The sequence below is a fragment of the Burkholderia pyrrocinia genome, from assembly GCF_003330765.1.
Classification (GTDB): Bacteria; Pseudomonadota; Gammaproteobacteria; order Burkholderiales; family Burkholderiaceae; genus Burkholderia; species Burkholderia pyrrocinia_B.
In genome coordinates this window covers 3,378,204-3,398,512 of sequence record NZ_CP024902.1, presented here as the reverse complement: position 1 = coordinate 3,398,512, position 20,309 = coordinate 3,378,204, and the positions used below count along the sequence as shown (strand labels likewise).

Genomic DNA, 20,309 nt, shown 5'->3' with positions numbered 1-20,309 from the left:
GCAAAAGGACACTTCATCGTAGCACTGCGGCGCAGCATGTACAGCGCGGCTTATCGGTGACCGAACGACGCCCGGTCAGCGTTCGATCAGCGTTCGATCAGCGTTCGATCAGCGTTCGATCAGCGCGGCGACCTCGTCGAGCGTCGGCGCGTGCGCGCCCGTGTGCCGGCATGCGGCCGCGCCCGCCGCCAGCGCGAACACGAGATGCTCGCGCCACGATCGCTGCGGCGCGGCCATCAGGCTGAACAGCATGCCGCCGATCGACGCGTCGCCCGCGCCGACGGTGTCCGCCACCTCGACGCGCGGCGGGGCGGCTTCGTGCACGTCGCCGTCCGCGTAGAGCGTCGCCGCCTGCGCGCCGCGCGTGACGAGCACGGCCGCGCGCGGGTTCAGCGCGCGCGCCGCCGCGATCGCGTCGGGGCCGTCGCCGCCGAACAGGTGCCGCAGGTCCTCGTCGGACACCTTGATCAGGTCGGCTAGGCCGGCCATCTTCTCCAGCGTCGGCCGGTACGCGGCCGTCATCAGGTTCCGGACGTTCGGGTCGAAGCTGATCTTCACGCCGCGCGCGTGCAGGTCGGCCGCGAGCGCGGCCAGCGTGCCCGCGAGCGGTTCGCGCACGAGGCTGATGCAGCCGAAATGCGCCCATTTCACGTGGTCGGCCCAGCCGGCCGGCAGCCGCGCGGGATCGAACGCGAGATCGGCGCTTGCTTCGCCGATGAAGAAGTACGCGGGCGGGCGGGTCTCGTGGACGATCGCGAGCAGCGGCGGCCGTGCGACGCGCTGCAGGAAGCGCAGGTCGAGCCCGGCTGCGTCGCTCGTGCGCCACAGCTCGTCGGAGAAGCAGTCCTCGCCGATCGAGCCCGCGAGTGCGCTCGGCACGCCAAGCCGCGCGACCGCGCGCGCGACGTTCCAGCCGGCGCCGCCCGGCACCGACGTCCACTGCGCATCGCCCGCGCGCACCATGTCGGTCAGGATGTCGCCCGCCGATACGAAAGCCGGAAACATGCCGCCGCTCATTGCGTCGGCTCGCTGCGGGCCGTGCGCGCGAGGGTCGCGAGCACGTCGTAGCACGCGCCCATCGTGTGATAGTCGGTCTTGCCGGCCGGGCTTTTCTCGTCGCTGTACTTGCGGTTGTCGCAGGTGAGGATCCGGTACCACGCGCCGTAGCGGTGATCGACAAAGTGCGCCCAGCTATAGCGCCAGATCTCGTCGTACCAGTCCCAGAAGCGCTCGCTGCCGGTGCGCGCGCCGAGCATCGCGGCCGCCGCGAAGGTTTCCGCCTGCACCCAGAAATACTTGTTGTGGTCGCAGATCGTGAAGTCGGGGCCGAAGCCGTAGCACAGGCCGCCGTGATCGGCGTCCCATGCGTGCGTGAGCGCCGCGTCGAACAGTTCGGCCGCGCGCGGCACGAGCCAGTCGAGCGGGCGGTGCCGCTCGAGGATCAGCAGCAGCTTCGCCCATTCGGTCTGGTGCCCGGGCTGGAAGCCCCACGGACGGAAGATGTTCGAACTGTCTTCCTTGTTGTAGTCCCAGTCGGCCGACCAGTCAGCATGGTAGTGCTCCCACACGAGTCCACCCGACAGCGCGGCCTGGCGCTGCGTGATGTGGGTCGCGAGCTTTTCCGCGCGATCGAGGTACGTGAGGTGGCCGGTCGCCTCGTAGGCCGCGAGCAGCGCCTCCGTCATATGCATGTTCGCGTTCTGGCCGCGGTACGACGATACGATCCAGTTCGCCGTCGCGTCGTCCGCATACAGGCCCGCGGCCGCATCCCAGAAGCGGTGCTCGGCCAGTTCGTAGGTCGCCGCGATCAGCGGGCGCGCCTCGTCGATGCCGGCCATCGTCGCATGCGCGGCGGCGAGCAGCACGAACGCGAGCCCGTAGCAGTGGCGCGTGCCGTCGAGCGTCGCGCGCTTCGCGCCGTCGCGCCAGTCGAGTTCCCAGTCGTAGCCCTGCAGCTCGTCGTCCCAGTGCGCGTCGCGCAGGAAGCGCAGCCCGTGGCGCGCGGAGTCGAGGTGGCGCGGATCGCCGAAATGCCGGTACGCCATCGCGTAGTTGAAGACGAAGCGGCAGCTGCTGACGAGGTGGCGCGACGTGCGGTTGTAGATGCTGCCGTCATCGCGGAAGTAGTGGTAGAAGCCGCCGGTCGGGTCGAATGCGTTCGTCGCGTAGAAGCGCAGCGTGTCCTCGATGTGCGACAGCAGGAACGACGGATCGCGGAAACTCGCGACGAACGGCGCTGTTTGCGCGTGGGCGGCCGGCGCGGCCGTGCAGGGTTGGACCGGGGGCATGTTCATGATTCGGTGACCGTGGCGGTATCGAATGCCGGGGAGCCGGCGGGCTGGCTGCTGGCCCGCACGATCAGCTCGACGGGCAGGGAAATCTCGGTGCGCTCGGGCGAATCGGCGAGCAGCAGCTCGACGCCGCGACGGCCGAGCGCTTCCTTGTCGACCGAGAGCGTCGTGAGCGGCGGGCTCGCGTGCGCGGCGGCCGGGATGTTGTCGAAGCCGACGATCGCGATGTCGTCCGGAATGCGCAGGCCGCGCGCGGTGCACACGCGCTGCGCGGCCAGCGCGGCCGCATCGTTGTACGCGAATACGGCGTCGGGGCGCGGGCCCGGCGCGTCGAGCAGTTGCGCCATCGCACGCGTGGCGCCCGTGTCGGGGTCGAGCCCCGCGTCGATCGTCACTTCGTACGCGGGATCGAACAGCCGCCCGGCCTCGAAGAACGCGCGCCGGTAGCCGATTGCGCGCTGCGCGATGCTGTAGTGCGCGGGCGAGCCGCCGATGAACGCGATGCGCGAGCGGCCGGTGGCGAGCAGATGGCGCATCGCGAGCGCCGCGCCCGTCGCGTTGTCGATGTTGACCGAGCGCAGCCCGGGCGCCCACAGGTCGATCAGCACGAGCGGCCGGCTGGTCGCGGCGAGCGCCTCGATCGTCTCGGGCTCGATGAAGCCGGCGACCGCGATTGCGTCGGGCGCGTGCGGGCGCATCTGGCGCAGCACGTCGTCGTTCGGGCCGACCGTGAGCAGCGTCGGCACGATGCCGCGCTCGCGGCATGCGTCCTCGACGCCGTGCAGCACGTGCGAGAAGAACGGGCTGGCGGGAAAGCGGTTGTGCTGGCGGTGCAGCAGGAAGGTGAGCCGGCGGATGCGCGGCCGCAGCTGCGCGGGATCGTAGCCGAGCTGCTGCGCGATCTCGACGATGCGCGCACGCGTTGCTTCGGACAGGCCCGGCTGGTTTTTCAGCGCGCGGGAAACGGTGCCGATCGAGACCTCTGCCGCCCGCGCCACATCGCGAATGGTGGTGCCCATCGTTCGGGGTCTGGTTTGTTTAGGGTGAAAGCGATTGTATAGTAAAACGTATTGCGGAATTCGGGCCGGATGGCCGGGGAATACCCGCAAATAACGGTTTTTTAAGCGCTAATCTGCGAAAACGCCGTTACTAAAAATACTAAACAAAACGCGAAAAAGGCAAGGTGGACGTGCGGGTTCCGCGGACGGGAGGTGGGCCGGCTTCGTGCTTCGCGCTCTGCGAACGACGCTCGCCGGCCGTTCAGCGCACCGCCTCGGCCGGCGGTTCGCCGCGATTGCGCAGCGCGGCGCGGCCCGCGTCGAGATCGACGACCGCGAGCCCGTCCGGCTGCTGTTTCGCGCGCCGCTTCGCGAGCGCCGCAACCGACGCGATCTCGTCGCTGCCGTAGCGCTGCGCGCCGTGCGCGCCGGCCGGCACGCCCACCACGCCGATCGCCATCGTCACGAAGCCGAAGAACGCCGGGTTGCCGCGCCGATCCTCGCCGCGCAGCCCGCCTGCCTGCCGGTCGGCCTGCGTGTAGAAGCGCTGCGCGCCGTCGTTGAAGCGCGCGATCGCGTCGGCGGCGCGTTCGCGCCAGTCGTCGCGCTGGAACAGCACGAGGAAATCGTCGCCGCCGACGTGCCCGAGAAAGTCGCGCTGAGGATCGCACACGCCGGCCAGCACCGTCGCGGCGAACTTCAGCACCTCGTCGCCCTGCCAGTAGCCGTACTGGTCGTTGAACGGCTTGAACTGGTTCAGGTCGACGTAGCACGCATGAAAGCCGGCATCGCGCTGGAGCAGGCGGTCGATGTGCGCGCTGATCGGGATGTTGCCGGGCAGGAACGTCAGCGGATTCGCGTAACGCGCGGCCTCGATGCGCATCTCGGTCACCGCGCGCACGAGGCTCTCGCCGGTGCCGAGCCCGACATAGCGGCCGTGTTCGGTGATCACGAAGCCGTCCGCGAGATAGCGCTGGTCGTGGCTCGCGAGCAGCATCGCGAGCTGCTCGACCGTCGTCGCGTTGTCGATCATCAGCGGCGCGTCGTTCGCGAACTGCAGGCACGGCTTCTTCCCGAACACCTCGCGGTGGTACGGCAGCGCGAAGCGGTCGATGAAGCCGCGGCGATTCACGAGCGCGACGGGCCGCCCGCGCTCGACGAGCGCGACCGCGTGCAGGTCGGGCATCCGGTTGAACAGGTCGAGCACATCGTTGCTGGTCGCGTCGCGCGGCAGCGCCGGCGCGGGGACGAGCATTTTCGCGGCGATCGTGCCGGCCGGCCGCACGGTGCGGGTCGCACCGGGAAACACCGCGATGTGTGGCGCACGGATCGCGTCGCGCGCGGCCGGCGCGACGACCCGCGACGGCTGCGCGTTCGGCCGGCCGAGCAGGAAGCCCTGCACGTAGCAGATGCCCATGTCGCGCACGACGAGCAGGTCGCATTCGTTCTCGATGCCTTCCGCGATCAGTTGCGCGCCGCTCGCCTGCGCGAAGTGCTGCATTGCCTTCACGGCCTCGAACTTGAGTGGGTCGCGCGCGATGTCGTGGATGAAGAAGCGGTCGATCTTCACGACGTCCGGCTGCAGGCGCAGCCACAGGTTCATGCTCGCGTTCGCGGTGCCGTAGTCGTCGAGCGCGAACTGGACGCCGGCGTCGCGCAGCGACGCGATCGCCGGCCCGATGTGTGCGATGTCCGGCATCGCGTTCTGCTCGGTCAGCTCGATCACGATGCGCTCGGCGCCGACCCGCGCGCGGCCGAGCAGCAGGCGTGCGCGCTCGCGTTCGCGCGCGAGTTGCAGGATCGCGCCCGCGCTGAAATTGAGGAACAGCTTGCCGTCGCAGCCGAGCGCCGCGAACGCGTCGAGGCAGGTGAGCGCGGCGGCCTGTTCGAGCGCGATGGTCGCGCCTTCGCGCGCGGCCTGCGCGAACAGCGCGGCGGGCGGCTCGAGGTCGGTGCCGCGCGGGCCGCGTATCAGGCCCTCGTAACCGACGACCGTCCCCGACCCGAGGTCGACGATCGGCTGGAATACGGCGGCGAGCGCGCGATCCGCGATCAGGCGCGTGGTGCGGGCGGCAGCGGGGTCGGGGTGGAGCGCGGGCATGGGCGAGGGCAGCCGAATCGACGGGACGCCCAGCTTAACGGCACCGCTCGCGGAGAATTGAATGAAGATTTCATGACGCGATGCGCACGGATGGTGCATCGCGCCGGGCGCGCATCGATGCGCATCCGGACGGTGGTGGGAGAGGGAGAGACGGAAGGCGGAAGGCGGGAAGGCCGCCATCCGGCGGCCGTCGCGCCGCCGCGTTCGTCAGCGCTTGCCCGCGCTCAGCGCGCCGGGCGCCGATGTCGCGTCGCCCTCGTCGCCTTCGCCGCTCATGTCGCGCGCGCCCCAGCGCTGCGCGAGCGCCGCGCACGCCATCAGCTGGATCTGGTGAAACAGCATCAGCGGCAGCACGATCGCGCCGACCGCGTTCGCCGAGAAGATCACCTTCGCCATCGGCACGCCGGCCGCGAGGCTCTTCTTCGACCCGCAGAAGATGATCGTGATCTGGTCGGCGCGGTTGAAGCCGAGCCGCTTGCTGACGAACGCGGTCAGCAGCAGCGCGATCGCGAGCAGCACGAGGTTGGCGACGAGCAGGCCGCCGAGCGCGCGCGCCGGGATCTGGTGCCATAGGCCCTGGTTGACGGCCTCGCTGAACGCGACGTAGACGACCAGCAGGATCGAGCCCTGGTCGACGAAGCGCAGTACGCCACGGTTGCGATCGATCCAGCCGCCGATCACGGGCCGCAGCAACTGGCCGGCGACGAACGGCACGAGCAGCTGCATCACGATGCTGCCGACGGTGCTCCACGGCGACGCGGCGGCGGCCGACTGCGACGTGACCATCAGCCCGACGAGTGCCGGCGTGACGAAGATCCCGAGCAGGCTCGACGCGGATGCCGCGCACACGGCGGCCGGCACGTTGCCCTTCGCGATCGACGTGAAGGCGATCGACGACTGGACCGTCGACGGCAGCGTGCACAGGAACAGCACGCCCGCATAAAGCGTGGGCGTGACGAGCGGCTGCAGCACGGGTTTCAGCGCGAGGCCGAGCAGCGGGAACAGCGCGAACGTGCTGAGCAGCACGACCGCGTGCAGCCGCCAGTGGGTCGCGCCCGCGACGACAGCTTCGCGCGACAGCTTCGCGCCATGCAGGAAGAACAGCAGGCCGACGGCGATGTTGGTCGCCCAGTTGAACGCGTGCGCGGCCGGGCCGCGGCAGGGCAGGAGGCTCGCGAGCACGACGGTGCCGACGAGCGCGAGCGTGAAGTTGTCGGGAAGAAAACGGGGACGGGCCATCGGGAACTCGATTCGGAAACGACGGAGGCGCGCGTCGCGCGCGCGGATGGCGATATTGTCCCGGTTGGTGATTCACTACACAAATTCATTGTGGGAATCGATTGATGAATCGACTGCATGCGACAACGGCCATCGCGCCTGCCCGGCCATGCGCAAAACGGCAGAAGAATGTTCTGTCGCGTTCGCGCCCTGAAGTGAAAAAACCTAGAGGTAACATGGTGTTACACCGATGCCGGCGACATAACACTTTTTGGCTCGACACACTTTCGGACCGCTCATAAATTACTGCTGAAAGCCTTGCGTCGGCCGAAAGGAGCCGGCGGCGGGCGTCGACAGGCACTGAACGATGACGGAACGGGTGAAACGGAAGATCGGACGATGGGTGGCAGGCGTGCTCGGCGCGCTGCTGATGCCGCTCGCGCTCGCGCAACCGCCACACGGCGGTCATGCGTTCGGCGGCCACGGCTTCGGCGGCGGCGACATGCGCGCGTACGGTCAGTCGTCTGGCGGCGGGCCCGTCTGGCGTCGCGTTCCGCCGCCCGCCGGTGCGCGTGCCGGCGGCGTGAGCAGCTACGGCTCCCGCTGGGGGCTGCGACCGACGCCGTCGTATGGCCATTACGCCGCGCAAAGCCCGTATCGCCCGATCAGCGCCGACACGCGCCAGATGCCGCACCCGCCGGGCGGCGGCAACGTGCCGCTGCGTGCCGGTTCGATCCGCGCCGACGTCGCGCGCTACAACGAGGAGCGCGGCGGCCGTCCGATGCCGCCGCCCCGCTCGCAGGAAGAGCCTGCGCACTCGCCGTCTTTCTCCCCGTTCTACCGAAACTGAGCGCCCGCGCGCTCGTCCCCCCGCCGGCTGATGCGAATTCGCCACAGTCGCGCGCAGATTTCCGCTGATTTTCCCGCCGCATTGCGCTATCTTTCGCGCCCGGCGCGCGTATGCCACGCCGCCGTCCCGCCGCGCGGCCGCTTTCGTGGCGGGCCGCCGACGTGTTTCCGGCCATGGTTCGATTCCGCGAAGTTAATGCTGGCGCTATACCAGCAATAAGTGTGCGCAATTTTGACCGGACGAATGATCCGTAAAGATGGCTGCGCCCCATACGACGCAAGCACTCGGCTCCAAACAACAACGCTCGCGCCACTTATCGACAATTCGACAAAATCTGGAGATCCAATGAATGCATTCGCTCGCCGTGCGTCGCGCACGTCCGTCAAGCTGATCGCCGCAGCCGCCTGCGTGGCGGCCACCGCTCCCGTCCATGCGCAGTCGAGCGTGTCGCTCTACGGTCAGGTCGACGAATGGGTCGGCGCAACCAAGTTCCCGGGCGGCGACCGTGCCTGGAACGTGAGCGGCGGCGGGATGTCGACGTCGTACTGGGGCCTGCACGGTGCCGAGGATCTCGGCAACGGCTACAAGGCAATCTTCACGTTGGAGAGCTTCTTCCGCGCACAGAACGGCCAGTTCGGCCGCTTCCAGGGCGATACGTTCTTCGCGCGCAACGCGTACGTCGGCATCAGCTCGCCGTACGGCACGGTGACGGCAGGCCGCCTGACGACGCACCTGTTCCTGTCGACGATCCTGTTCAACCCGTTCTACGACTCGTACACCTTCTCGCCGATGGTGTACCACGTGTTCCTCGGCCTCGGCACGTTCCCGACCTATCCGAGCGACCAGGGCGCGGTGGGCGATTCGGGCTGGAACAACGCGCTGTCGTATACGTCGCCGTCGTTCGGTGGCCTGAACTTCGGCGCGATGTACGCGCTCGGCAACCAGGCCGGCGACAACCGCTCGAAGAAGTGGAGCGCGCAGTTCAACTACGCGAACGGCCCGTTCGCGGCGACCGCCGTGTATCAGTACGTGAACTTCAACAACGGCCCGCAGGACCTGAGCGCGCTCGTCACCGGCATGAAGAGCCAGGGCATCGCGCTGGTCGGTGCGACCTACGACCTGAAGCTCGTGAAGCTGTTCGGCCAGTACATGTATACGAAGAATGACCAGGTCGCGGGCAGCTGGCACGTGAATACCGCGCAGGGCGGCGTGTCGGTGCCGCTCGGCGTGGGCAGCGCGATGGCGTCGTACGCGTATTCGCGCGACGCGGGCGGCCTCGACCAGACGCGCCAGACCTGGGCCGTCGGCTACGACTATCCGCTGTCCAAGCGCACGGACGTCTACGCTGCGTACATGAACGATCACATCAGCGGCCTGTCGACCGGCAACACGTTCGGCGCAGGTATCCGCGCGAAATTCTGACGCATACGCGCGATCGGTTCGCCGGCCGCGCGCGACAATCGCGCATTCCGGCTGCATGTTTTCCGCCCGAAACGGCGCCGCCACCCGCGGCGCCGTTTTGCCTTTGTTGACCTTTCTGTTTCCTCGCCTTTGTTACCCTATCTCGTAATTGCATGATTCCCAGGAATTGCGAGCTAGTTCGATGGATACCCTCGTCAGCATGAATGTGTTTCGCTACGTCGTCGAAGTGGGCAGCTTCGTCGGCGCGGCGGAGCGCATGCAGATGTCGGCCGCGATGGCGAGCAAGCACGTGATGCATCTCGAGCAGCAGCTCGGCGCGCGGCTGCTGCATCGCACGACACGACGCGTCGCGCCTACCGAGGCGGGACGCGAATACTATGAGCGCCTGGTGCAGGCGCTGTCGGAACTCGACGAAGCCGGGCAGGCCGTCGGCGCCGCGAGCGTGGTGCCGCAGGGCCGGCTGCGCGTGACGTCGTTGTCCGCGTTCGGGCTGCGGCACGTGATGCAGGCCGTCACCGATTACGCGGGCCGTTTCCCGGACGTGACCGTCGACATGACGCTGTCCGATCGGGTGGTCGACCTGATCGAGGAAGGCTACGACGTCGCGGTGCGCGCGGCGCCGAACGGATTGAAATCGTCGTCGCTGGTCGCGCGGCAGATCGCGACCGCGCACATCCTGCTGGTCGCGTCGCCCGAGTATCTCGACAAGCACGGCACGCCCGGGACGATTGCCGATCTCGCGCACCACAACTACCTGCGGCGCGAGTCGAATTCGACGATGCTCGACGCGCTGGTGATCGACGCGGCGGCCGCGTCGCGCGTGAACCTCAACGGCAACCTGATCGTGAATCACCTCGAAGGGCTGCGTGCGGCCGTGCTCGCCGGCGCGGGCATCGCGCTGCTCGGCACCGAGGTGGTGGGCGACGACATCGAATCCGGCCGGCTCGTGCCGGTGCTGCTCGACTCGGTGCCGCCGCACGAGGCGCCGATCTATGCGGTGTACGCGAGCCGTCGTCACGTGTCCGCGAAGGTGCGTTCGTTCGTCGACTTCCTGGCGGCGCGTTTCGAAGGGCAGTCGCTGTGCCCGTCGATCGAATCGCACCTGCGCGTGCTGCCGATCACGCGGATGAAGCGCGCGGTCTGAACCGCACGCGCCGTCCGGCGGGGCCATGAAACAAAAAGCGCGAACCGCTGCGGTTCGCGCTTTTTGTTTTGTCCGACGGTATTTGCAGCGGCGGCGGCCGTGACCGCCGCATCGGGTCAGCGTGCGATGCCGAGCCGCGCTTTCGCGTCGTCGTACTCGCGCTTCAGGCGTTCGACGAGCGCGCCCACGCTCGGCAGGTCGTCCATCAGGCCGACGCCCTGGCCGGCACCCCAGATGTCCTTCCATGCCTTCGTCTTGTCGCCGCCGAAATTCATCTTGGTCTTGTCGGATTCCGGCAGCGCCTCCGGATCGAGGCCGGCCTTCTCTATGCTCTCGCGGATGTAGTTGCCGTGCACGCCCGTGAAGAGGTTCGTATAGATGATGTCCGAGGATTTCGCGTTGACGATCGCGCGCTTGTAGTCGTCGATCGCGTGCGCTTCCTGTGTCGCGATGAAGCGCGTGCCCATGTACGCGAAATCGGCGCCCATCGCTTGCGCGGCGAGGATCGAGCCGCCGTTCGCGATCGAGCCGGACAGCACGATCGGACCGTCGAAGATCTTGCGGACTTCGCCGACGAGCGCGAACGGCGACGTCGTGCCCGCGTGGCCGCCCGCGCCGGCCGCGACGAGGATCAGGCCGTCGACGCCGGCTTCGAGCGCCTTCTGCGCGTGGCGCAGGTTGATCACGTCGTGCAGCACGATGCCGCCGTAGCTGTGCACCGCGTCGACGATTTCGCGTGCCGGCGCGCGCAGGCTCGTGATGAAGATCGGCACCTTGTGCTCGACGCACACGCGCACGTCGTGCTCGAGCCGCGCGTTCGACTGGTGGACGATCTGGTTGACCGCGATCGGGCCGATCACAGCGTCGGGGTGTTTCGCCTTGTGGTCGGCGAGCTGCGACTGGATCTGCGTGAGCCACTCGTCGAGCAGTTCGGCCGGACGGGCGTTGAGCGCGGGGAACGAACCGACGATGCCCGCCTTGCATTGCGCGAGCACGAGTTCGGGGTAGCTGACGATGAACATCGGCGACGCGATGACGGGTAGCGTCAGGTTCTGCAGGACAGTGGGTAATGCCATGTGATGTCTCCAGTCTCCAGGGGCGGTCGGCACCCGCGCGGTCGCGGCTGATGCCGACACCATGCTTTGCGGTCGAACGGTGATTCGAGTGTAGCTGCGGACGTGGTCGTTCGTTCATATTAATACGAACGGTCGTGCGATTCTACGCGAGCTTAACAAAATGCGCGGTGTGGCGGCAATCGAGTGAGTGTTCTCTTTCTACGGATTCTGGCGGTTGCCCCACTGTGAAGACGCGCCGGCGCTCCTAAAATAGCCGCCATAACAAACCAACGAGAAACAAACCATGTCGTTTGAGACGTTTGCACCGTTTCGCGTGACGGTGCAGGACACCGACATCTTCGGTGTCAAAGGAGGCTCGGGTCCGCCGCTGCTGTTGCTGCACGGACATCCGCAAACCCACATGATCTGGCATCGCGTTGCCGCGACGCTCGCGAATCACTTCACGGTGATCGCCACCGACCTGCGCGGATACGGCGCATCGGGACGGCCGCCGAGCGACGCGCAGCACGCGCCGTATTCGAAACGTGCGATGGCGGCCGACCAGGTCGCCGTGATGCGGCATTTCGGTTTCGAGCACTTCCACGTGTGCGCGCACGATCGCGGCGCGCGTGTCGCGCACCGGCTCGCGCTCGATCACGCGGACGCCGTCGAGCGGATGATGCTGCTCGACATCGCGCCGACGCTCGCGATGTACGAGAAAACCGATCGCGCATTCGCGACCGCGTATTTCCACTGGTTCTTCCTGATCCAGCCGGAGCCGCTGCCCGAGACGCTGATCGGCGCGCATACCGATGCGTACATCGAGCGCGTGATGGGCAACCGGTCCGCCGGGCTCGCGCCGTTCGCGCGCGAGGCGCTCGACGCGTACCGTGCCGCGCTCGCGCAGCCGGGCGCCGTGCACGCGATGTGCGAGGACTACCGCGCATCGGCGACGATCGACCTCGAGCACGACCGTGCGGATCTCGAGCGCGGCAACAAGGTCGCGTGCCCGCTGCGCGTGCTGTGGGGCGCGAACGGGATCGTCGGCCGCTGCTTCGATCCGCTCGACGAATGGCGTCGCGTCGCGCGCGACGTCAGCGGCCGCGCGCTCGAGTGCGGGCACTACATTCCGGAAGAGGCGCCGGTCGCGCTGATCGACGAACTGCTCGCGTTCTTCGAGGCGCGCGACCCGGCCGCATAAGGGGGCGGCACGGGCGGCGCGGGCCGGCCGCTCAGCGGTGCGCGCCGTCGTCCTCGGCGAGCGGCGGCAGCCGGCGCGGCACGGGCGTCGATTTCACGATCGCGGTGCTGGTCTCCGCGCGCTCCGTCACCTTCGACAGGATGTCGTCGAGGTGCTCGATCGTGCGCAGGTAGAGCCGGCAGATGAAGCAGTCGTCGCCGGTCACCTTGTCGCATTCGACGAATTCGGGAATCCGCCGCAGCAACTCCTCGACGAGATGCAACTGGCCCGGCAGCGGCTTCACGCGGACGATCGCCTGCAGCGTGTAGCCCAGCGCGCGCGGGTCGAGATCGACGGTGAACGCGGCGATCACGCCTTGCGCCTCGAGCCGCCGCACGCGGTCGGCGGTCGCGGGCGCCGACAGCCCGATCTGCCGCGCGAGTTCGCTGGTCGCGATGCGCGCGTCGTCGGCCAGCGCCGCGAGGATCGCGCGGTCGGTCGCGTCGAGCGACGCGACGGCAGGTGGGGAAAGGCGTTTTGGCATGATCGCTTTGCTTTCGAAGGTGAATCGGTTGTTTCACTTCAGTTTAGCCGTGGTTGCGGCGAAAGCAAGTTTCTAGAATCGAAGTCATCCACTCTCTTCAACGGAGTTCATGATGGCCTCGAATGAAATGCGCCGCGGCGCCGCCGAGATGATCGTCGCGATGATGATGTCCGGCACGATCGGCTGGCTCGTGATGTCGTCGCAGCAGCCGCTGACGAACGTCGTGTTCTTCCGCTGCCTGTTCGGCGCCGCGACGCTCGCGATCGTCTGCGCGGCGTTCGGCTTCCTGCGCCGCGCGCTGTTCTCGCCGCGCATGCTTGCGCTCGCGACGCTCGGCAGCGTCGCGATCGTCGCGAACTGGCTGTTGCTGTTCGCCGCCTATTCGCGCGCGTCGATCTCGATGGCGACCGCCGTCTACAACACGCAGCCGTTCATGCTCGTCGCGCTCGGCGCCGTCGTGTTCCGCGAGCGGATCAGCGCGTCGACGATCGCGTGGCTCGCGCTCGCGTTCGCCGGGCTCGTCTGCGTGGTGCGCGTCGAGCCGGCCGTGCTCGCGGTGCCGGGCGAATATCTGGAAGGCGTCGCGCTGTCGCTCGGCGCGGCATTCCTGTATGCGATCTCGTCGATCGTCACGAAGCACCTGAAGGGCACGCCGCCGCATCTGCTCGCGCTGCTGCAGGCTGGCCTCGGCGTCGTGCTGCTCGCGCCGTTCGCACACTTCGGCACGTTGCCCGCGACAGCCGCGCAGTGGCTCGACCTGGTCGTGCTCGGCGTCGTGAACACGGGCCTGATGTATGTGCTGCTGTACGGCGCGATTCAGAAGTTGCCGACTGCGATGACCGGCGCGCTGTCGTTCGTCTATCCGGTCGTCGCGATCGTCGTCGATCACGTCGCGTTCGGGCAGACGCTCGCGTGGACGCAGGTGTTCGGCGCGCTGCTGATCCTGCTCGCGGCGGCCGGCGTGAATCTCGGCTGGCGCATCGTGCCCGCGCGTCGCGCCGCGGTCGGCAACTGAAACGGTCGTGCGATTCGGTGCCGCTGCGGCTCGCCGAAGGTGAATGTCGGGAACGGGAATTGCTGGCAGATTGCGCACGCAAGGGGCCCGCGCCGGGCCCGCGCGCACGCGTGAAAGATGCTGTAAGAAGTTGTAGGGAAACACCCGATGCGATGCGGCCGCGTCGCTCGTATGATGCGGGCTGTGACGTTGATCACGTTCACAGGATTCCGATTTCGACGCCGTTCGCCCGTGAGGCTGAACGGCTTTTTTTTTATGCGCCGCTCCTGGCGAGCATACGCCGCCGCGCATCGAGGCGCGCGAGCACCGCGCGCCTCGCGTCGTCGTCCGACGCGCGCCACCCCTTGATCTCGTCGCGCGTGCGCAGGCAACCCGCGCACCAGTCGGTGCGCGGATCGATCCGGCACACGTCGGTGCACGGCGACCCGACCGTGCTGACCGGCACCGTTACGTCGCTCATGCGTTGTCCCGCAACGCGACGTCCGCGACCGGCGCGCCCGTCAGCGCGACGAGTTCGTGCGGCGACAGGTTGAACACCGCGTGCGGATGGCCGGCGGCCGCCCACAAACTGTCGAGCTCGAGCAGGTCGGCGTCGATCAGCATGACGGGTTCGACGAGATGGCCGATCGGACAGACGCCGCCGATCGCATAACCGGTGTTGTCGCGCACGAACTTCGCGTCCGCGCGGCCGACCGCGCCGACCTGCGTGGCGACCTTCTTCTCGTCGACGCGGTTGACGCCGCTCGCGACCACGAGCACGGGCGCGCCGTCCGACTGCCGGCGAAACAGGATCGACTTAGCAATCTGCGCGACCGAGCAGCCGAGCCCGGCCGCGGCCTCGGCCGAGGTCTTGCCGGTTTCGGCGAGCATCACGATGCCTTTCGCATGTCCGCGCTCGCGCAGCAGCAGCGCGACGCGTCGCGCGGAATCGGGGAGGGAATCGAATGAAGCAGGGGTCGTCATGTCGAGGAATCCATGGAATGCCGGGGTCAGACGCAGTTCGCGGCGTCGGCCGCGCTCTGCGCCTTGGCGAGCAGCGCGCGACCGGCGCGCGACACGTTGGTGCGGCCGATCGCGTTCGAGATGAAGTCGCCGGCGGCGACGACCTGCGCGAGATCGATGCCGGTATCGATGCCGAGGCCCTGCAGCAGGTACAGCACGTCCTCGGTCGCGACGTTGCCGGTCGCGCCCTTCGCGTACGGGCAGCCGCCGAGGCCGGCGACCGACGCGTGGAAGATCTCGATCCCTTCGAACAGCGCCGCGTAGATGTTCGCGAGCGCCTGGCCGTAGGTGTCGTGGAAGTGGCCCGACAGGCGCTCGCGCGGGAACACGCGCGTGACGGCCGCGAGCACTTCGCGCGTGCGCTTCGGCGTGCCGACGCCGATCGTGTCGGCGATGTCGATTTCGTCGCAGCCGAGCGCCGCGAAGCGTTCGACGACGTCGACGACCGACGCGACGGGCACTTCGCCCTGGTACGGGCAGCCGAGCGTGCACGATACGCTGCCGCGCAGCCGCAGGCCCGCGTCCTTCGCGGCTTTCGCGACGGGCTCGAAGCGCGCGATGCTCTCGGCGATGCTGCAGTTGATGTTCCGCTGCGAGAACGCCTCGCTCGCCGCGCCGAAGATCACGACTTCGTCGGCCCGCGCGGCGAGCGCGTTCTCGAAGCCCTTCAGGTTCGGCGTGAGCACCGAGTACACGGTGCCCGCGCGGCGCTCGATGCCGGCCATCACGTCGGCGCCGTCGGCCATCTGCGGCACCCATTTCGGCGACACGAACGACGCGGCCTCGATGTTGCGGAAGCCGGCGCGCGACAGCCGGTCGACGAGCGCGATCTTCACGTCGGTCGGCACGAAGGTCTTCTCGTTCTGCAGCCCGTCGCGCGGGCCGACTTCGACGATCTTGACGGCGGTGGGGAACGTCATGGTTGTCTCCTGGTTGCTCTGTAGGGCGGAATTCAATAGCCGCGCGCGTAGTCGACGATGCCGCCGACGCGCTCGCCGCGTTCGAACGCGCGGATCTTGCCGGCGATCTGCTCGATGGCCTCCGCGCGCAGCGTCTCGGCCGAGCTGTGCGGCGTGATCGTGATGCGCGGCGCGTACCAGAACGGATGATCTTCCGGCAGCGGCTCGTGCTGGAACACGTCGAGCGTCGCCGCGGCGATCCGGCCGCTTGCGAGCGCGTCGAGCAGGTCGGCCTCGACGAGATGCGCGCCGCGAGCGACGTTGACGACATAGGCGCCGGGCGCGAGCCGCGCGAACGCGCGGGCCGACAGGATGCCGTCGGTGTCGGGCGTGCTCGGCAGCAGGTTGACGAGCACCTTTGCGCCGTCGATACACGCGTCGAACGCGCCGTCGCCGGCGAAGGTCGCGATGCCGTCGAGCTGCTTCGCGCTGCGGCTGTAGCCGCGCACGGGCAGGCCGAGTGCGGCAAGCGCGAGCGCGACCTGCGCGCCGAGCACGCCGAGGCCGAGCACGGCGACGGTGAAGCTCGCGCGCGCATGCGGTTCGAGCGGGTGCCAGCGGCGCTCGCGCTGCTGCGCGTCGTATTCGTCGAAGCGGCGCAGGTAGCGCAGCACCGCGTGCGTGACGTATTCGACCATCTGCTGCGCCATGCCCGAATCCTCGAGCCGCACGAGCGGCACGTGCGGCGGCAGCGTGCCCGGATGCGCGCGGTCGAGCGCGAGCAGTGCGTCGACGCCCGCGCCGAGGTTGAAGATCGCGCGCAGGCCGTCGCGCGGCGCGAAGAGCTCGCGCGGCGCGCGCCAGACGAGCGCGTAGTCGGCGGCGGCCGTATCGCCCGGCTGCCACGCGCGCAGTTCGGCTTCCGGCAGCGCGTGCGCGATTTCGTCGCGCCATGCGCCGGCTTCCTGGTGCGGCGAATAGAACAGGATCTTCATCGCGTGGCCGCGCGCGCGCCGGCGCGGCGCGTCACGGGAAAGGCGGGATGGAACGGGCGCAGCGCGCCGGCGGGCGTAGCGGACATCGGGCGTCTCCTGACGACCGGGCCCGGCGCATCGACGCCCGGCCCGGTTCCGTGTGAAGCTGACGGGAAGCCCACATTCTACGGTCTCGCGACGCATCGCGCGCCGGTGCGCGGGCCGGCCACCCGGCGCCGGCCTGCCATCCCGCGCAAAAGCAAAGCACAAAATATTGGTTCGACCGCCGGGTACGCCGCGCCACAATCGGATCTCGTCTTCAAGCAAGCGAGGGCAATCATGCGCGCATGCAGCAAATCGGCGTGGCCGCCGCGGCTCGTCACCGTTCCGGGCCTGCACGGTAGCGAAGGCACTCACTGGCAGACCTGGCTCGAACGGCAGTTCCCGCGCTCGCTGCGCGTCGAGCAGGACGACTGGGACGCGCCCGATCTCGCGCGCTGGGCGCAATCCGTGCGCGCGTTGCTCGATCGCGAGCGCGGCCCGTTCGTGCTCGCCGCGCACAGCTTCGGCTGCCTCGCGGCCGCGCATGCGCTCGCGCAGTGGCCGCATGCGGGCGATGTCGCGGGCGTGCTGTTCGTCGCGCCCGCCAGTCCGAAGAAATTCACGTTTGCCGGGCCGTTCGATGCGCGCCGGCTCGCGGCGCCGTCGATCGTGATCGGCAGCGAGACCGATCCGTGGATGCCGCTCGCCGATGCGCGCACGCTCGCGCGTCGACTGGGCAGCGCGTTCGTGAACCTCGGCGACGCCGGGCACATCAACACGGCGGCCGGCTTCGGGCCGTGGCCGCGCGCGAAGTACTTCGTCGATACGCTGGTTCACTGCGCGGCGCCGCTGCGCTTTCGCGACGCGGACGACGGCTTCGACGCCGCGCTCGTCGACCGCTCGCTCGCGCACGCGGTCTGACGGGCCGGGTAGGCGGCGCGCGCTGCACGGCGGGTGCCGCGCAACGCCGCGCCGCGCCGCCGCGCTTACGACGTGGAGACGGGCTGCACCGCGGCCGGGTCCGAATAGCTCGGCCGGCCGTTCTCGACGTGCCCCGCGAAGCGGCGCGAGAACGTGCCGTTCGCGCCGTCGCTCACCGTCACGTCATACCACTGGTGGCTCGACGCGAGCGCCCATTGCTCGACCTGCTCGTCGCCGCCGTGCAGCGTCACCTGCCGCGACGGCGCGCCGTACGCGTTGTCGGTCAGCGTCAGCGTGACGTGGGCCGCGCCGTGGTTGTGCAGCTTCAGGTACAGGTTCCCGTTCGCGACGTCGTAGCCGGCCTTCACCTCCGGCTGCGCCGGGTTGCGGTGGGGCGTGGCCGTGCCCGACACGTTGCCCGAGAACACGCGCACGAAGCCGTTCGGCCCGTACACCGAGAACGCATACGCGCCGTTCGTCACCGTCAGGTCGAAGTCCGCATGCAGCAGACGGCGCGCGCCGACCGTGTAGCGCCACGGGCCGTCGGTGCGGTTCGTCGAATACACGTGGAAGTGCGCGCCCTGATTGCCGCGGTTCGCGAACTCGATGCGCAGTTTGGACCCGCCGTAGAGGCTCGCGTTGACATGAAGTTCGTACGGCAGCGCGCGCGCCGGCCGCACGCCGGGCTCCTGCGGGGCGACCGGGGACGGCGTCACGGGCACGGTCGGCGCGGGCTGCGACGTGCACTGCTGGTCCGCGATCGAGCGGTACTGGCTCGTGTCCGGCAGCGGCGGGAACGACGCGTCGGACGAGCGGAAGTCGAACGCTGCGGTGAGGTCGCCGCAGATCGTGCGGCGCCACGGCGTGATGTTCGGTTCGTCGACGCCGAAACGCTCGCCGATGAAACGGATCACCGACGTGTGGTCGAACACCTGCGAGCAGACGAAGCCACCTTTCGTCCAGGGCGACACGACCGTCATCGGCACGCGCGGCCCGAGGCCGTACGGCAGGCCGTCGGCCGTGTAGCTGCCGCCGCGGCCGGGGTTCACGACCGTATGCAGCTCGCCATCGGTCGTCACGGTCGACGCGCCCTGCGTGGCCGACGTCGGCGGCTGCGGCGGCACGATGTGGTCGAAGAAGCCGTCGTTCTCGTCGTACATGATGAACAGCACGGTCTTGCGCCACACGTCCGGATTCGACGTGAGCGCATCGAGGATCTGCGACGTGTAGTTCGCGCCGTACGCGGGCGTGTATTTCGGATGCTCGGAGAGCGCGGCGGGCGGGCACAGCCACGACACCTGCGGCAGCCGGTCGTTGATCACGTCGTCCTTCAGGTTGTCGAGCGTGCGCACCGTCTGCGCGCGCTGGTAAAGCGACGAACCCGGCTTGGCGTTGATGAAGTTCGCGAAGTTCTGCAGGACGTTCGTGCCGTAATTGCCGTTGTACGGATCGTTGCCCGTCGTGCCCTGCTGGTAGATCTGCCACGACACGCCGTGTGCCTCGAGGCGTTCGGGAAAGGTCGTCCACGACAGCAGCTGGTAGGCAGGCGGCCCGTCGCCGTCGACGTAGTCGCTGTTGTCGAGCAGCGGGCCGCCGAACTTGCCGGTCGGGTCGACCGTGCCCGTCATCAGGTACGAACGGTTCGGGTGGGTCGGCCCCGGCAGCGAGCAGAAGTAGTTGTCGCACACGGTGAACGCATCGGCGAGCGCGTAGTGGAACGGGATGTCCTCGCGCACGTGATAGCCCATCGTCATGTCGGTCTTGTTCGCGGGCCACTGGTCGTAGCGGCCGCCGTCGATCGCCGCGTGCGTCTTGTACCACGAGTGGTCGAGGTCGCCGACGCACTGCGCGCTCGTCGTCAGCGTGTTCAGCCGGAACGGCAGCACGGGCTTGCCCGGATCGGCCTTCGACGGCTGGTACCACACCGGCTTGCCGTTCGGCAGCGGGATCGGGAAGCGGTCGTTGTAGCCGCGTACGCCGCGCAGGTGTCCGAAGTAATGATCGAACGAGCGGTTTTCCTGCATGAACACGACGATGTGCTCGACATCGCGGATCGTGCCGGTGCCGCGCACGGCGGGAATCGCGAGCGCGCGGCGGATCGATTCGGGAAATGCGTTGAGCGCAACGGCGGCGCCCGCGGATTGTGCGACGGTATGCAGGAAACGGCGGCGGCTCGATGACGGCATGTTGTTCACCTCGGTTCTGCGGTCGGGGGGACGGAAACGACGGGATCAGTTCGGCGACGATGCGGCGGCGCCCGACGCGGCCGCGTTCGCGTTCGTCGCGGGTTTCGCGTCGTCGTCGTCATCGGGCGGGTAGTGCACGACGGGCGGCGCGAGCGGAGCGGCATCGGACGCGGCGGCGTTCGCGCTTGCATCGCTGTTGAACGCGCTGGCGGAGCCGGCCGATGCGCCGGCCTGCTGCGACGCGTCGACCGCGTGTGCGTCGTGCGGCGCGTCATCGCTGCAGGCGGCGACGAAAGCGGCGGCACAAAGAACGACGACGGAAACGCGACGCATGACTTCTCTCCTGGCAGGCTGATCGGGAAACGTTTTCGAGTATGCCGATGCGATGCGACGTTTCGGTGAATCGTTTGCGACCGGTGCGTGATCGCGAAATGCTTTCGTGAAGCCGACACATTGCTTTCGCACGC

The 20,309-nt window shown here is 68.6% G+C and carries 19 protein-coding genes; 6 read left to right on the top strand and 13 right to left on the bottom strand.

Annotation, left to right across the window (positions count from 1 at the left end):
* Positions 1-108: 108 nt before the first annotated feature.
* The 5 genes from CUJ89_RS16445 to CUJ89_RS16425 form a co-directional block, all read right to left on the bottom strand.
* Positions 109-1,017, bottom strand: coding sequence for a carbohydrate kinase family protein (locus CUJ89_RS16445; RefSeq protein ID WP_114178246.1), 909 nt, complete (start codon positions 1,015-1,017; stop codon positions 109-111).
* Positions 1,014-2,294, bottom strand: a complete 1,281-nt coding sequence (locus tag CUJ89_RS16440) for an AGE family epimerase/isomerase (protein WP_114178245.1) — start codon at positions 2,292-2,294, stop codon at positions 1,014-1,016. The genes CUJ89_RS16445 and CUJ89_RS16440 overlap by 4 nt, the downstream gene beginning before the upstream one ends.
* A complete protein-coding gene (locus tag CUJ89_RS16435) occupies positions 2,291-3,310 on the bottom strand; it encodes a LacI family DNA-binding transcriptional regulator (protein WP_114178244.1) in 1,020 nt (339 codons plus the stop codon). Before CUJ89_RS16435 ends, CUJ89_RS16440 begins: the two co-directional genes overlap by 4 nt.
* 241 nt (positions 3,311-3,551) lie before the next feature.
* Positions 3,552-5,390, bottom strand: coding sequence for an EAL domain-containing protein (locus CUJ89_RS16430; RefSeq protein ID WP_114178243.1), 1,839 nt, complete (start codon positions 5,388-5,390; stop codon positions 3,552-3,554).
* 207 nt (positions 5,391-5,597) lie between these two features.
* A complete protein-coding gene (locus tag CUJ89_RS16425) occupies positions 5,598-6,629 on the bottom strand; it encodes a bile acid:sodium symporter family protein (RefSeq protein WP_114178242.1) in 1,032 nt (343 codons plus the stop codon).
* A gap of 346 nt (positions 6,630-6,975) precedes the next feature.
* Here CUJ89_RS16425 and CUJ89_RS16420 point away from each other — a divergent pair, with 346 nt between their 5' ends.
* From CUJ89_RS16420 to CUJ89_RS16410, 3 genes are all read left to right on the top strand, one after another.
* A complete protein-coding gene (locus CUJ89_RS16420) occupies positions 6,976-7,458 on the top strand; it encodes a peptide-binding protein (protein WP_114178241.1) in 483 nt (160 codons plus the stop codon).
* A 345-nt stretch (positions 7,459-7,803) separates the two neighbouring features.
* A complete protein-coding gene (locus CUJ89_RS16415) occupies positions 7,804-8,880 on the top strand; it encodes a porin (RefSeq protein ID WP_114178240.1) in 1,077 nt (358 codons plus the stop codon).
* 181 nt (positions 8,881-9,061) lie between these two features.
* The gene (locus CUJ89_RS16410; RefSeq protein WP_114178239.1) at positions 9,062-10,024 is read left to right on the top strand and encodes a LysR family transcriptional regulator; all 963 of its coding nucleotides are present in this window, start codon (positions 9,062-9,064) and stop codon (positions 10,022-10,024) included.
* Between the two features lie 116 nt (positions 10,025-10,140).
* Here the strand turns inward: CUJ89_RS16410 and CUJ89_RS16405 are convergent, their stop codons facing one another.
* Entirely contained in the window at positions 10,141-11,100 is a 960-nt protein-coding gene (locus tag CUJ89_RS16405; protein WP_114178238.1) for an NAD(P)H-dependent flavin oxidoreductase, read from the bottom strand.
* A 283-nt stretch (positions 11,101-11,383) separates the two neighbouring features.
* Here CUJ89_RS16405 and CUJ89_RS16400 point away from each other — a divergent pair, with 283 nt between their 5' ends.
* Positions 11,384-12,280 (top strand): alpha/beta fold hydrolase, encoded by an 897-nt coding sequence (locus tag CUJ89_RS16400; protein WP_114178237.1) that lies wholly within the window; start codon positions 11,384-11,386, stop codon positions 12,278-12,280.
* Positions 12,281-12,311: 31 nt separating this feature from the next.
* Here CUJ89_RS16400 and CUJ89_RS16395 read toward each other — a convergent pair whose 3' ends face one another.
* Positions 12,312-12,803: an Lrp/AsnC family transcriptional regulator gene (locus CUJ89_RS16395; protein WP_114178236.1), complete on the bottom strand. Its 492-nt coding sequence runs from the start codon at positions 12,801-12,803 to the stop codon at positions 12,312-12,314.
* A 112-nt stretch (positions 12,804-12,915) separates the two neighbouring features.
* On the opposite strand from CUJ89_RS16395, the gene CUJ89_RS16390 reads away from it, so the two are divergent.
* A complete protein-coding gene (locus tag CUJ89_RS16390; RefSeq protein ID WP_114178235.1) occupies positions 12,916-13,818 on the top strand; it encodes a DMT family transporter in 903 nt (300 codons plus the stop codon).
* Positions 13,819-14,071: 253 nt separating this feature from the next.
* On the opposite strand, the gene CUJ89_RS16385 is transcribed toward CUJ89_RS16390, so the two are convergent.
* Genes CUJ89_RS16385 through CUJ89_RS16370 form a run of 4 tightly spaced genes read right to left on the bottom strand, consistent with a single transcriptional unit; the run spans position 14,072 to position 16,714 of the window.
* Positions 14,072-14,278, bottom strand: coding sequence for a DUF1289 domain-containing protein (locus CUJ89_RS16385; protein ID WP_114178234.1), 207 nt, complete (start codon positions 14,276-14,278; stop codon positions 14,072-14,074).
* A complete protein-coding gene (locus CUJ89_RS16380) occupies positions 14,275-14,781 on the bottom strand; it encodes a YbaK/EbsC family protein (RefSeq protein ID WP_114178233.1) in 507 nt (168 codons plus the stop codon). Before CUJ89_RS16380 ends, CUJ89_RS16385 begins: the two co-directional genes overlap by 4 nt.
* A 26-nt stretch (positions 14,782-14,807) precedes the next feature.
* Positions 14,808-15,740: a hydroxymethylglutaryl-CoA lyase gene (locus tag CUJ89_RS16375; RefSeq protein WP_114178232.1), complete on the bottom strand. Its 933-nt coding sequence runs from the start codon at positions 15,738-15,740 to the stop codon at positions 14,808-14,810.
* A 32-nt stretch (positions 15,741-15,772) separates the two neighbouring features.
* Positions 15,773-16,714, bottom strand: a complete 942-nt coding sequence (locus CUJ89_RS16370; protein ID WP_114178231.1) for a 2-hydroxyacid dehydrogenase — start codon at positions 16,712-16,714, stop codon at positions 15,773-15,775.
* Positions 16,715-17,032: 318 nt separating this feature from the next.
* Between CUJ89_RS16370 and CUJ89_RS16360 the strand changes: the two genes are divergently transcribed.
* On the top strand, positions 17,033-17,656 hold the full coding sequence (locus CUJ89_RS16360) for an RBBP9/YdeN family alpha/beta hydrolase (protein ID WP_114178230.1): 624 nt from the start codon (positions 17,033-17,035) through the stop codon (positions 17,654-17,656).
* A 65-nt stretch (positions 17,657-17,721) separates the two neighbouring features.
* Here CUJ89_RS16360 and CUJ89_RS16355 read toward each other — a convergent pair whose 3' ends face one another.
* The gene (locus CUJ89_RS16355) at positions 17,722-19,842 is read right to left on the bottom strand and encodes a phosphocholine-specific phospholipase C (RefSeq protein ID WP_114178649.1); all 2,121 of its coding nucleotides are present in this window, start codon (positions 19,840-19,842) and stop codon (positions 17,722-17,724) included.
* A 45-nt stretch (positions 19,843-19,887) separates the two neighbouring features.
* Complete coding sequence (locus tag CUJ89_RS16350; RefSeq protein WP_114178229.1) at positions 19,888-20,175, bottom strand: hypothetical protein; 288 nt, start codon at positions 20,173-20,175, stop codon at positions 19,888-19,890.
* Positions 20,176-20,309 lie beyond the last annotated feature (134 nt).